Raw genomic sequence first — 12,660 nt, forward strand, 5'->3', positions numbered from 1 at the left:
TTTGGGACCGCTATCCCACCAACACCACTGAGCAAAATGTGGGAGGGAGCTCGCTCCCGATAACAGTGGATCAGCCACCAGATGTAGTGACTGACTCACCGGCATCGGGAGCAAGCCCCCTCCCACAATTCGATCTTCGTTACTCCAGGCGTAACGGTCTGCTACTGAGCTTGATTGATGGCCCCCTGAATCACTCCTAAGGTAAGCCCCACGACAGCAAACCCCGTGGAGTGACCATGACAACAACAATAAACCCCGACTCGCGCTGGACGCGGCGGCGCGACGAGAAGCAGCGGCGGCTCGGGCTGGTCAAACAATACGCAGAGGGCGCGGTGTTGCCCAGCGACAGGATCGTCGAAGCGCTTGAGGCGCTGATCCTGCCCGGCGACCGTGTGGTGCTGGAAGGCAACAACCAGAAGCAGGCCGACTTCCTCTCTCGCTCCCTGGCCAAGGCCGACCCCGCCAAGCTCCATGATTTGCACATGATCATGCCCAGCGTCGGGCGTTCCGAGCATCTGGACCTGTTTGAAAAGGGCATCGCGCGCAAGCTGGACTTTTCCTTCGCCGGCACCCAATCCCTGCGCATCAGCCAGTTGCTGGAAGACGGCATGCTGGAAATCGGCGCGATCCATACCTACATCGAACTCTATGCCCGCCTGGTGGTGGACCTGATCCCCAACGTCGTGCTTTCCGCCGGTTTCATGGCCGACCGCGCCGGCAATATCTACACCGGCGCCAGCACGGAAGATTCGCCCGCGCTGATCGAGCCGGCGGCCTTCAGCGATGGCATCGTCATCGTGCAGGTCAACCAGTTGGTGGACGACGTCAGCGACTTGCCGCGCGTCGACATCCCCGCCAGTTGGGTGGATTTTGTGGTGGTGGCCGACAAGCCGTTCTACATCGAGCCGCTGTTCACCCGTGACCCACGCCATATCAAACCGGTGCACGTGTTGATGGCGATGATGGCGATCCGTGGCATCTACGAAAAACACAATGTGCAATCGCTCAACCATGGCATCGGCTTCAACACTGCCGCCATTGAGTTGATCCTGCCCACCTACGGCGAGTCCCTGGGCCTGAAGGGCAAGATCTGCCGCAACTGGACCCTCAACCCGCACCCCACGCTGATCCCGGCGATTGAAAGCGGTTGGGTGCAAAGCGTGCATTGTTTCGGCACTGAACTGGGCATGGAAAACTACATCGCCGCCCGGCCGGATGTGTTCTTTACCGGTCGCGACGGCTCGATGCGCTCCAACCGCATGTTTTGCCAACTGGCCGGCCAGTACGCGGTGGACCTGTTTATCGGCGCCACCCTGCAAGTCGACGGCGACGGTCATTCCAGCACCGTGACCCGTGGCCGTCTTGCCGGTTTCGGGGGGGCGCCGAACATGGGCCACGACCCGCGCGGCCGTCGCCACGGCACCCCGGCCTGGCTGGACATGCGCCACGACGATGCGCCCGAAGCCCTGCTCGAACGCGGCAAAAAACTCGTGGTGCAGATGGTCGAAACCTTCCAGGAAGGCGGCAAACCCACCTTCGTCGACACTCTGGATGCGGTCGAAGTGGCGCGCAAAAGCGGCATGCCCCTGGCGCCGATCATGATCTACGGCGACGACGTGACCCACCTACTGACCGAAGAAGGCATCGCTTACCTGTACAAGGCGCGCTCCCTGGGAGAGCGCCAGGCGATGATTGCCGCCGTTGCCGGAGTGACCGCCATCGGCCTGCGCCACAACCCCAAGGACACCGCACGCATGCGCCGCGAAGGCTTGATCGCCTTGCCCGAAGACCTCGGCATCCGCCGCACCGACGCCACCCGCGAGTTGCTGGCCGCCAAGAGCGTGGCCGACCTGGTGGAATGGTCCGGTGGCTTGTACAACCCGCCCGCCAAATTCAGGAGCTGGTAAATGCGCGCCCTCAAACTGCACTCACTGAGCCTCGCCGAGCGCCTGGCGGATATGGCCGTCGATGCACTGATTGACGAAGCCGACCTGTCGCCCAAACCCGCCCTGGTGGACCGTCGCGGCAACGGCGCCCACAGCGATTTGCACTTGGGCCTGATGCACGCCTCGGCGCTGTCGCTATGGCCGATGTTCAAGGAAATGGCCGAGGCGGCCATTGAATTCGGCGAGGTCGGTTTGCCGCTGCGCGAAGCCCTCGGCCGCATCGGTCGTGAAGGCGAGCAGGCGATGCTCACCACCACCCAAGGCGTGAACACCCATCGCGGCGCGATCTGGGCACTTGGCCTGCTGACCGCCGCGGCAGCCCTGCAACCGCGCGCCATAACGCTGAATGCCGCCAGATTAGCCCTGCTCAACGACCGGCATGCGCCCCAACCAATGAGCCACGGCGCCCAGGTCGCGCAACGCTACGGCGCACGCGGTGCCCGTGAAGAAGCGCAATTGGGCTTCCCCGCCGTGACGCAACGCGGCCTGCCGCAACTGCACAAAAGCCGCCGCCAAAACGTCGGTGAACAGAACGCTCGCCTCGACGCCTTGCTGGCGATCATGACCGAGCTGGCCGACACCTGCGTGCTTTACCGCGCCGGCACCGACGGCCTGCGGGCGATGCAACACGGCGCTCAAGCGGTGCTCGACGCCGGCGGCAGCGCGACCCTGGCCGGTCGCCGCCAGTTGCACGAACTCGACAACCAACTCTTGGCCCTGAATGCCTCCCCCGGTGGCGCCGCCGACCTGTTGGCCGCCTGCCTGTTTATCGACCGCCTCGACGGAGCGTTGTGATGGAAACCTTGTCCTTTGAATTCCCCGCCGGGCAACCGCCCAAAGGCCGTGCGCTGGTGGGTTGCGTCGGCTCGGGCGACCTGGAAGTGCTGCTGGAGCCGGGCACGCCCGGCACGCTGACCATCCAGGTACAGACCTCGGTGAACGGCGCGCAGCAACGCTGGCAGCACCTGTTTGAACGAATTTTCCAGGAGCAGACGCCACCGGCATTGAACATTGATATCCACGATTTCGGCGCCACCCCCGGCGTGGTGCGCTTGCGCCTGGAGCAGGGTTTCGAGGAGATCGGCCATGACTGACTTGCTCGCCAAACACAGCTTTGTCGAACTCGGTGCGCGCCAGCGGGCCAAGGCCTTGCTGGACGCCGGTTCCTACCGTGAACTGCTCGACCCGTTCCAACGCGTCATGTCGCCCTGGCTCAGCCGCCAGGGCGTGGTGCCCCAGGCTGACGACGGGGTGATCATCGCCAAAGGCAACATCGACGGCTTGCCGGTGGTGGTGGCGGCCATCGAAGGTAACTTCCAGGGCGGCAGCCTGGGTGAGGTGGGTGGCGCCAAAATCGCCGGTGCACTGGAACTGGCGGCCGAAGACAACCGCAACGGTATCCCGACCCGCGCCGTGCTGCTGCTGGAAACCGGCGGCGTGCGCTTGCAGGAAGCCAACCTGGGCCTGGCCGCGATTGCCGATATTCATGCGGCGATTGTCGACCTGCGCCAGTACCAGCCGGTGATCGGCGTGGTGGCGGGCAGCGTTGGCTGCTTTGGCGGCATGTCCATCGCGGCCGGGTTATGCAGCTATCTGGTGGTGACCCGCGAAGCGCGCCTGGGCCTCAACGGCCCGCAAGTGATCGAGCAGGAAGCCGGGCTGCAAGAATACGACTCCCGTGACCGGCCGTTTATCTGGAGCCTTACCGGCGGCGAGCAGCGCTTCAACAGTGGCCTGGCCGACCGTTATGTGGCCGACGATGTGGCACAGATCCAACAGACCGTCACCGCGCTGCTGCACGAAGGCTTGCCTGCCCAGCAGCGCAGCCGGCAGGCCGACTTGTACCTCGCGCGCCTGGCCGAATTGGACGCCACGGCGCAAATCGATCCGGCGACGGTTCGCGACCTGTATGAGGGAGAACGCTCATGAGAGGTTTGCAGTGGTTCAACGCATTGAGCGCTGGAGCGACGCCTGTCGAAGGGTTGCCGGCTTCGCTGAGAGTCGCCGATGGCCAGGCAGGACGTTTTATCGCGGTGGTCACGGATGAGCACAATCGGTTCCCCCGCGCACGTAATGGCGAAGTCGGCTTGCTGGAAGGCTGGGGCCTGGCCAAAGCGGTGGATGAAGCCATTGCCCGTGGCGACAAGCGCCCGATCATCGCCATCGTCGATGTGCCGAGCCAAGCCTATGGCCGTCGCGAAGAAGCCCTCGGTATCCATCAAGCCCTGGCCGCCGCCGCCGATGCCTACGCTCGCGCGCGCTTGGCCGGGCACCCGGTGATTGCGCTGTTGGTGGGCAAGGCTATGTCCGGTGCGTTCCTCGCCCACGGCTACCAGGCCAACCGCCTGATTGCCCTGCGTGACCCCGGCGTGATGGTACACGCCATGGGCAAGGCCTCGGCCGCGCGGGTGACTTTGCGCAGTGTCGAAGAGTTGGAAACCCTGGCCGCCAGCGTGCCGCCGATGGCCTATGACATCGACAGCTATGCCAGCCTAGGTTTGTTGTGGGAGACCTTATCGGTGAGCCGGATTGAACAACCGACGCCGGAGGATGTGGCGCGGGTCCGCGATTGCCTGGCGGCGGCGATCAAGGATATTACCGCTACCGATTTGAGCGGGCGCCTTGGCGCACCTCATCGCGCCGCCTCCAGCCACGTGCGCCAGCTGTTGCGGGAGCAATGGTGAACGCCCATGACCTGCTCTGGGGCATGACCCCGGCGCACCTGCCCGCCGATGCTCCGGCCTGGGCGGTGGACGCGATCAGCGCCGGGCAACCGGTGGTGGTGCGTCGCGCCCTCGCCGAGCCGGGCCAGGTGGCGGTGGGTGTGCGCGGGCGTTTGCGCGAGCAGCGGTTTGCCGCCCACATGCCGATTGCCGCCGTGCGTCGGCGTGTGGTGCCCGAAGCGCTGCGCGGCGTGATCTCGCCCCGTGTTTTGCCCGCATTGCAGGCGCTGGAGCAACTGCGGCCGGTTCTGGCGCAGGCCAGCTGGGGTGTCAGCGGCAGCGCCGGTTTTGAGCTGGCCACCGGCATTGAAGCGCTGCATGCCTTGAGTGACCTGGATTTGATCCTGCGCGCCCCCGAGCCGCTGGCGCGCGACAGCGCCCGAGACCTGCTGGCGAGGTTGGACAAGTCGGTATGCGCGGTCGACCTGCAACTGCAAACCCCGTTTGGCGCGGTGGCCTTGCGTGAGTGGGCTGGCCCCTCGCGGCGGGTGCTGCTCAAGACCGCCGGCGGCGCGCACCTTGTGCTCGACCCCTGGCAGGCGGTGGCATGAGCAGCCTGCTGGTCTTCCCAGGGCAGGGCGCGCAACGGCCGGGCATGCTCCGGTCATTGCCTGCCCAGGTGTTGGATGAAGCCAGCCAGGCCTTGGGCGAGGACGTTCGCCGGCTCGATGACGCACAGGCCCTGGCGTCGACCCGCGCGGTTCAGCTGTGCCTGTTGATCGCCGGCGTCGCCCATGCGCGCCTGCTGCAACACACGCCGGACTATGTGGCGGGCCTGTCCATCGGCGCCTACCCGGCGGCGGTGATCGCCGGTGCGCTGGACTTCGTCGATGCGGTCAAACTGGTCAGCCTGCGCGGTGAACTGATGCAACAGGCTTATCCGCAGGGCTACGGCATGACCGCGCTTATCGGCCCGCAGTTATCCACGGTCGAACAGCTGCTCGCCGACGTCCACAGCGCGCAAACGCCGGTATACCTGGCCAATATCAATGCCGATAACCAGACCGTGATCGCCGGCAGCGACGCCGCCATGGCACGTGTCGCCCAGCGCATCAAGGGCAACGGCATCGCCAAGCGCCTGGCTGTCAGCGTGCCATCCCATTGCGCACTGTTGGAGCAACCGGCCCAGGCACTGGCCCGAGCGTTCGTCGCGCTCAAGACGCCGCGCATCACCTACCTGAGCAGTACCCGTGCGCGGCCGATCCACAACCCCGAGCAATTGCGCGACGACCTGGCCTTCAACATGTGCCGCATCGTCGACTGGCGCGGCACCGTGCAAAGCGCTTACGAGCGCGGCGTGCGCCTGCAAATCGAACTGCCCCCGGGCGCCGTGCTCACTGGTTTGTCACGGCGCGTATTTGAACAAGGTACGGTGATCGCCTGCGAAGGCGCGCGCCTGGACACCTTGCAGGCCCTGCTGCAAGAGGAGGAGCGCCGCCACCGATAAAGCATCACCCGAGGCTTTCGAAGCACAAAAACAACAATTTCGATCGAGCACTTTGAGGACAACAACAATGATTATTTACGGTGTGGCATTTTTGGCGCTATGCACATTGTTCGGCCTGTTTATTGGTGAGCTGCTGGGTAAATGGATGGGCATTCCGGCCAACGTCGGCGGGGTAGGTATCGCCATGTTGCTGTTGATCGGGCTGGGCAGTTATCTGGCCAAACGGGGGCTGTTTACCGGTAAGTCGGAGCAAGGCGTGAGCTTCTGGGCCGCGATTTATATCCCGATTGTGGTGGCCATGGCTGCCCAGCAGAACGTGTATGGCGCCATCAGCGGCGGGCCCATGGCGATTCTGGCCGGTACGCTTGCGGTAGTGCTGGGCTTTGCCCTGGTGCCGGTGCTGTCGCGCATCGGCAATCGTGAGCCGAGTGCAGCTGTTCCCACCAAAGACGCCGGGTGATCGCCATGTACGAATCCATGATGAAAGTGATCACCGGCTACGGCCTGATCAGCGGTTTTGCGGTGATCGGCCTGACCATGTGGGTGTCCTACTGGATCTCCGACACCTTCACCAAAGGCCGCCTGCACGGTTCGGCCATCGCCATTCTGCTGGGCCTGGTGCTGTCGTATGTGGGCGGGGCCTTTACCGGTGGCTCCAAGGGTGTGGTGGATATTCCGTTGCTGTCGGGTATCGGCCTGTTGGGCGGCGCGATGCTGCGGGACTTCGCCATCGTCGCCACGGCGTTTGGGGTCAGTGTCGATGAACTCAAGCGCGCGGGCTACGTGGGGGTGCTGGCGCTGTTCGTCGGCGTTGGCTCATCGTTTGTGGCGGGTGTCGGCGTGGCCATGGCGTTCGGTTACACCGATGCCGTGAGCCTCACCACCATTGGTGCGGGCGCCGTCACCTACATCGTCGGCCCGGTGACGGGCGCGGCGATTGGCGCCAGTTCCGAAGTGATGGCGTTGTCGATTGCGGCGGGGTTGATCAAGGCCATTCTGGTGATGGTGATGACCCCGTTCGTGGCGCCGCTGATTGGGCTCAACAACCCGCGCAGCGCGGTGATTTTCGGCGGGTTGATGGGCACCTCCAGCGGTGTGGCGGGCGGGCTGGCGGCGACCGATCCGAAGCTGGTGCCATATGGCTGTTTGACGGCGGCGTTTTATACGGCGCTGGGCTGTCTGCTGGGGCCGTCGTTGTTGTTTCTGCTGATGCGGGGGTTGGTGGGCTGACCTCGGGGCTTGCTCCCGATGGCGGAGTCTCAGGCTGGCACCTGCCGATTGGCATACATCCGGCACTCCGCCAACAACGCCAGCAAGTTCGGGTCACGCTCCTTGGCCTTCAAGAACACCACGCCAATATGCTGCTGCAACCGATACCTGGCTTGCAGCGGTATCAGCTTTACGCGGTTCTCATACACCGCCGCAATCCGCCCCGGCAGCAGTGCATAACCCACCCCCGAACTGACCATGCTCAACAGCGTGAAGATGTCATTGACCTGCATCGCCACCTTCGGCTCGAACCCCGCTTGCTTGAACACCCGGTTGCCGTCCTGGTGGGTGGCGAAGCCTTGGGTGAGGGTAATGAAGGTGGCGTCGCGCACCTCGGCCAGATCGATTTCCTGGGTGCGGTCCAAGGGCGAGTCGGCCGGCGTGGCGAGGAAGATGTCATCGCTAAACAGTGCGATCTGCTCGCAATCGGGGTCGTTGGCATGTTCGTCAAGGGAGATGAGGATCGCGTCGACTTCCATGTTCTTGAGCTTGTAGAGCAGGTCGAAATTGGAGCCCAGGATCAGGTCGATGTTGAGCTCGCTGCGGCGAATCTTCAGGCCCATGATCAGTTGCGGCACGGTCTTGACCGTCAGCGAATACAGCGAGCCGAGTTTGAAGCGTTCAGCCGAGAAACCAGCGGCTTCGCGAGTGAGGCGCACGCTGTCGACCACATCGGCCACCAGTTTCTGCGCGCGCTCTTCGAGCACGTAGGCGCTTTCGAGCGGGGTGAGGTTACGCCCTTCATGTTTGAACAGCGGGCAACGCAGGGCGTTTTCCAGCGAATGAATGGCGCGGTGCACGCTGACATTGCTGGTCTGCAGCTCGGCGGCGGCGCGGGCCAGGTTGCCGGTGCGCATGAACGCCAGGAAGATCTCGAGCTTTTTGAGGGTGAATTCTTCGTCGATCAGCATGGCCGTGGGCTCTTGTTCGAATGCGGTCGATTGTGCCCGCAAAACCGTGCGGCGTCGCCGGAACGTCACACGGCGCTTGCACTCTGATGCGCAAGGCTGGAGGCTTGCCGCCAGCCGTCAACGGTTACAGGAGGTCAGTGACACATGTATCACGGGGAACGCTTCAACGCCTGGAGCCATTTGCTCGGTGCAGTCGCGGCGTGCATTGGCGCTGTGTGGATGCTGGTGGTGGCGAGCCTGGATGGCAGCCCCTGGAAGATCGTCAGCGTGGCGATCTATGGCTGTACGCTGATGGTGCTGTACAGCGCGTCGACCGTGTACCACAGCGTGCGCGGGCGGCGAAAAGAGATTATGCAAAAGGTCGATCACTTTTCGATCTACCTGTTGATCGCCGGCAGTTACACACCGTTTTGCCTGGTGACGTTGCGCGGTCCGTGGGGCTGGACGTTGTTCGGCATTGTGTGGGGGCTGGCGGTGATCGGGATTTTGCAGGAGATCAAGCCGCGCTCCGAGGCGCGCATCTTGTCCATCGTGATTTACGCGGTGATGGGCTGGATCGTGCTGGTGGCGGTCAAGCCGCTGATCGCCGGGCTGGGTATGGCAGGGTTCACATGGCTGGCGGCGGGTGGTGTGCTGTACACCGTCGGTATCATTTTTTTTGCCTTGGAGGATCGCCTGCGGCATTCCCATGGGATCTGGCATTTGTTTGTGATCGGCGGCAGCCTGCTGCATTTTGTGGCGATCATGCATTACGTGCTTTAAGTGTGGGAGGGAGCAAACCCCCTCCCACCGATCTACGGTGTCCTTAGAGGCGCTCCAATAACTCACACGCCCGCTTACCGAAGATTTCCAGCAACTTGGCCAACATATGCGGCGGCGGCTCGTTGGCGCGGGTCAGGGCATACAAGGTGATCGGCAGCGGCGGGGTGAGTGGGCGGATGCAGGTGGTGGCCGTCGAGGCGCCCAACGCGGTGAATGGGTCGATCACCGTTAAACCGGCACCCGACTCCACCATCGCCCGCGCCAGCGAATAGGTTTGTACCGAGATCGTCACCCTCGGCGCCGGCTCAACACTTTCCAGGTAGCTGTCGAGTTTCGCCGCCAGCGGGTCGGCGCTGGACAGGCCTATCAGCGGCGCCCCCGCCAGGTCGGCCAATGGCAACGGCTGATGCAGCTCGGCGTCTGGCCAATAGCCTTTGGAGGCCAGCGCCACGAGCACGCCGTTGGCCAGTGTTTGGGTGGTAAGCCCCGGATGACCGGAAAAGTTGAGGGTCAGCGCCAGGTCGATCTCGCGCATCAACAACTTTTGCACCAACTCGCGGCTATGGTCGCTGGACAACTCGCAGGCCATGTCCGGGTAATCGCGTTTCCACTCCAGAATCGCCGGCGGCAGCAGCGACAGGGCCAACGCCGGGGTTGCCCCAATGCGCACACTTTGCCCCGGTGCGCGGCGCAAGCTCTTGGCCAGGCGCCGCACGCCTTGCAGGCTCGCGGTGACTTTCTCCACTTCACCTTCCAGCGCCAGGGCTTCCGGGGTGGGCTGCAATTTGCCACGCACGCGCAAAAACAACGGGAAGCCCAGCTGCAGCTCGGCGTGTTGCAGCACCTTGGTCACCGCCGGTTGCGACACGTGCAACAACTGCGCGGCGGCGCTGATGGAGCCGGTCTGGCGTATGGCCTGGAAGATTTCGATATGACGCAAGCGCATGGCGAGTCCATAACCTTTGTTTATAGGTGGCCCATCTTTATTGATTGTCGGGGTCCTGTCACCTGGGCCTACGCTTGGCTTCTCTTCAATCAACGGCTGGGGGCTGGGATGGCCAGGCAGGTTTGCATCATCGGTGGTGGGGTTATCGGCTTGGCCAGTGCGTATGCGCTGGTGCGGGCCGGCCATGAGGTGACGGTGATCGACGCACGCGACACGCTGGGCAGCGAAACCAGCTTCGCCAATGGCGGGCAACTGTCCTACCGCTATGTCGCGCCGTTGGCGGATGCCGGCGTGCCGCTGCAAGCGCTTGGCTGGCTGCTGCGCGGTGACTCGCCATTGAAGCTGCGTCCACGGCTCGACCCGCAGCAATGGCGTTGGATGGCGGCCTTCATGGGTGCCTGCCGCAGTTCGGTGAACCAACGCAATGCGGGCCACCTGCTGCGCCTGGCGTCCCTGAGCCAAAGCACTTTGCAGCAATGGCGCGAGGACGACTACCTAGACGGCTTCGACTGGCGCCGCAACGGCAAGTTGGTGACCTTTCGCAACGCCGGCAGCTTTAAACATGCACGCAGCAAAGTCACCGATATCCTGCAGCAGCAGGTGCTCTCGGCCGCCGATTGCACACGCCTGGAGCCGGCGTTGGCGGGCAGTGGGTTTGTCGGCGGGATTTATACGCCAAACGAGGAAGTCGCCGATTGCCATGCCTTCTGCCAGCGTTTGGCGGCGCGGCTGGAGGCGTCCGGGCGCTGTCGCTTTGTGTTGGCGCGCAAGGTCACCGGCGTTCGCCGTGCAGGGGGGCTGGTACAGGCCATCGAGCTGGGCGACGAGGTGATGCCGGTCGAGCACCTGGTATTGGCGGCGGGGCATCGCAGCGCCGAACTGCGGCTGCCGGGCCTGGCGCTGCCGCTGTACCCGCTCAAGGGCTACAGCCTGAGCGTGCCGATCGGCGCGCGGCACCAGGCGCCGAGCGTGAGCATCACCGACTACGACCGCAAGGTCGTCTACGCGCGCATCGGTGAACAACTGCGGATCGCGGCCATGGTGGATATCGTCGGCTTCGACGCCGGCCTTGAGCCCAAGCGCCTGGCGCTGATCAAACGTCAGGCTCTAGAGACCTTTCCTACGGCTGGTGACTATGACCATGCAGTGGAATGGGCCGGTATGCGCCCGGCCACGCCAACCGGTGTGCCGCTGATCGGCGCCAGCCACTATCGCAACCTGTGGCTGAACCTCGGCCACGGCGCCTTGGGTTTTACCCTGGCCTGCGGCAGCGGCCAGTTGCTCGCCGAACTGATTGGCCAGCGCAATCCTTCCATTGATATGCAGGGCCTGACGCCCCGCGCCGCTTGAGGATGCCCCCATGAGCATTACCCGAATCAGCAGCAATGAACGTCTCAGCGGTGCCGTCACCTTCAAGGATCTGGTGTTCCTGTCGGGCCAAGTACCGGGCGAGGGCCAGGACATGGCGACCCAGACCCGCGAAGTGCTGGCCAAGATCGATGCACTGCTGGCCGAGGCGGGCAGCGACAAGAATCACCTGCTCAATGCGACCATTTACCTGAAGGACATCGGCAGCGGTTTCGCGCCGATGAACGAAGCGTGGTCCGCATGGCTGACACCGGGGATGGCGCCCACACGGACCACCCTGCAAGCCGAGCTGGCGCGACCCAGCGTGCTGGTGGAAATCAGCGTGATTGCCGTACGTAAATAACTTCACATTGCCACGGAGAATAACAATGAAAAAGATCCTGTTGACCAGCTGCACCCTGGGGCTTTTGCTGGGCGCGCAGGCACATGCGAATGAACCGGCGCTGGACGGTACGTTGAGCAAGATAGCCAACACCCGGTCCATCACCCTGGGTTATCGCGATGCGTCGGTGCCGTTTTCCTATGTGGGCGATAGCAGCGGCAAACCCATGGGGTATTCGGTTGACCTGGCGAGCAGGATTGTCGAGCGTATCCAGCAGAAAACCGGGGTCGCGAACCTTAAGGTGAACTACACCCTGGTGACCTCCCAGACCCGCATCCCGCTGGTGCAGAACGGCACCGTGGATCTGGAATGCGGCTCTACCGGGGTGACCGCCGAGCGGCAGAAGCAGGTGGCGTTTTCCTACGGTTTTATTTACGTGAAGGGCCAATTGCTCACGGCCAGGGACAGCGGCATCAAGGGCTTTGCCGACCTGGTGGGCAAGAACGTGGTGACCACGGCGGGGACCACCAACGAACGTTTCCTCAAGAGCTACAACGCCGAGCACAAGGCCAATATGTTTGTGATCAGTGCCAAGGACCATGGCGAGGCGTTCAAGATGCTGGAGACGGGCCGCGCGGTGGCGTTCTATATGGACGACGCACTGCTCTACGGCGAGCGCGCCAAGGCCAGGGACCCGCACCACTGGGTGGTGGTGGGCGAGGAGCAATCGCGCGAGATCTACAGCTGCATGGTGCGCAAGGACGACCCGCAGTTTCTCGCGGTGGTCAACGAGACCCTCGGTGAGCTGTACCGCAGCGGTGAAATCAACGGGATTTACCAGCGCTGGTTTGAACAGCCGATTCCGCCCAAGGGCTTGAACCTGGAATTCCCGATGACCAGCGAGTTGAAGGCAATTATTGCCAAGCCGGTCAGTGATCCGGTGGAGTAAGAAGTGGTAACCCGATC

Annotated in this window: 15 protein-coding genes; 13 read left to right on the forward strand and 2 right to left on the reverse strand. The window is 63.6% G+C overall.

The features are described from left to right. Window positions 1-236: 236 nt before the first annotated feature. The 9 genes from mdcA to madM all read left to right on the forward strand — a co-directional run bounded on the left by mdcA (window position 237) and on the right by madM (window position 7,346). Window positions 237-1,907 (forward strand): malonate decarboxylase subunit alpha, encoded by a 1,671-nt coding sequence (gene mdcA, locus AB4O23_RS06015; RefSeq protein WP_065879323.1) that lies wholly within the window; start codon window positions 237-239, stop codon window positions 1,905-1,907. Further along, on the forward strand, window positions 1,908-2,741 hold the full coding sequence (locus AB4O23_RS06020) for a triphosphoribosyl-dephospho-CoA synthase (protein WP_017530987.1): 834 nt from the start codon (window positions 1,908-1,910) through the stop codon (window positions 2,739-2,741). After that, window positions 2,741-3,040 carry a malonate decarboxylase subunit delta gene (locus AB4O23_RS06025; RefSeq protein ID WP_014720312.1) on the forward strand — a complete coding sequence of 100 codons (300 nt, stop codon included), beginning with the start codon at window positions 2,741-2,743 and terminating at the stop codon, window positions 3,038-3,040. The genes AB4O23_RS06020 and AB4O23_RS06025 overlap by 1 nt, the downstream gene beginning before the upstream one ends. After that, window positions 3,033-3,875 carry a biotin-independent malonate decarboxylase subunit beta gene (locus tag AB4O23_RS06030; protein WP_460062592.1) on the forward strand — a complete coding sequence of 281 codons (843 nt, stop codon included), beginning with the start codon at window positions 3,033-3,035 and terminating at the stop codon, window positions 3,873-3,875. The genes AB4O23_RS06025 and AB4O23_RS06030 overlap by 8 nt, the downstream gene beginning before the upstream one ends. Beyond that, window positions 3,872-4,630 carry a biotin-independent malonate decarboxylase subunit gamma gene (mdcE, locus tag AB4O23_RS06035; RefSeq protein ID WP_017530989.1) on the forward strand — a complete coding sequence of 253 codons (759 nt, stop codon included), beginning with the start codon at window positions 3,872-3,874 and terminating at the stop codon, window positions 4,628-4,630. Before AB4O23_RS06030 ends, mdcE begins: the two co-directional genes overlap by 4 nt. After that, window positions 4,624-5,220 carry a malonate decarboxylase holo-ACP synthase gene (locus AB4O23_RS06040; RefSeq protein ID WP_065879326.1) on the forward strand — a complete coding sequence of 199 codons (597 nt, stop codon included), beginning with the start codon at window positions 4,624-4,626 and terminating at the stop codon, window positions 5,218-5,220. Before mdcE ends, AB4O23_RS06040 begins: the two co-directional genes overlap by 7 nt. Next, complete coding sequence (mdcH, locus tag AB4O23_RS06045; protein WP_017530991.1) at window positions 5,217-6,116, forward strand: malonate decarboxylase subunit epsilon; 900 nt, start codon at window positions 5,217-5,219, stop codon at window positions 6,114-6,116. The genes AB4O23_RS06040 and mdcH overlap by 4 nt, the downstream gene beginning before the upstream one ends. 67 nt (window positions 6,117-6,183) lie before the next feature. Then, a complete protein-coding gene (madL, locus tag AB4O23_RS06050; protein ID WP_065879327.1) occupies window positions 6,184-6,576 on the forward strand; it encodes a malonate transporter subunit MadL in 393 nt (130 codons plus the stop codon). Between the two features lie 5 nt (window positions 6,577-6,581). Further along, a complete protein-coding gene (gene madM, locus AB4O23_RS06055; RefSeq protein WP_026067508.1) occupies window positions 6,582-7,346 on the forward strand; it encodes a malonate transporter subunit MadM in 765 nt (254 codons plus the stop codon). Window positions 7,347-7,375: 29 nt separating this feature from the next. Here madM and AB4O23_RS06060 read toward each other — a convergent pair whose 3' ends face one another. Further along, window positions 7,376-8,296, reverse strand: coding sequence for a LysR family transcriptional regulator (locus AB4O23_RS06060; protein WP_017530994.1), 921 nt, complete (start codon window positions 8,294-8,296; stop codon window positions 7,376-7,378). A gap of 144 nt (window positions 8,297-8,440) precedes the next feature. On the opposite strand from AB4O23_RS06060, the gene trhA reads away from it, so the two are divergent. Further along, window positions 8,441-9,058, forward strand: a complete 618-nt coding sequence (gene trhA, locus AB4O23_RS06065) for a PAQR family membrane homeostasis protein TrhA (RefSeq protein WP_460062597.1) — start codon at window positions 8,441-8,443, stop codon at window positions 9,056-9,058. Between the two features lie 43 nt (window positions 9,059-9,101). Here the strand turns inward: trhA and AB4O23_RS06070 are convergent, their stop codons facing one another. Continuing rightward, complete coding sequence (locus AB4O23_RS06070) at window positions 9,102-10,004, reverse strand: LysR family transcriptional regulator (protein ID WP_017530996.1); 903 nt, start codon at window positions 10,002-10,004, stop codon at window positions 9,102-9,104. Window positions 10,005-10,112: 108 nt separating this feature from the next. Here AB4O23_RS06070 and AB4O23_RS06075 point away from each other — a divergent pair, with 108 nt between their 5' ends. From AB4O23_RS06075 to AB4O23_RS06085, 3 genes are read left to right on the forward strand one after another with little or no spacing between them, the layout of a single operon-like run. Beyond that, a complete protein-coding gene (locus tag AB4O23_RS06075; protein WP_460062600.1) occupies window positions 10,113-11,354 on the forward strand; it encodes a D-amino acid dehydrogenase in 1,242 nt (413 codons plus the stop codon). Between the two features lie 10 nt (window positions 11,355-11,364). Further along, window positions 11,365-11,715 (forward strand): RidA family protein, encoded by a 351-nt coding sequence (locus tag AB4O23_RS06080; RefSeq protein ID WP_137220012.1) that lies wholly within the window; start codon window positions 11,365-11,367, stop codon window positions 11,713-11,715. Between the two features lie 25 nt (window positions 11,716-11,740). After that, window positions 11,741-12,643, forward strand: a complete 903-nt coding sequence (locus AB4O23_RS06085; RefSeq protein ID WP_137220011.1) for a transporter substrate-binding domain-containing protein — start codon at window positions 11,741-11,743, stop codon at window positions 12,641-12,643. The last annotated feature ends 17 nt before the right edge of the window (window positions 12,644-12,660 follow it).

It is taken from the genome of Pseudomonas sp. H2_A10 (assembly GCF_054680085.1).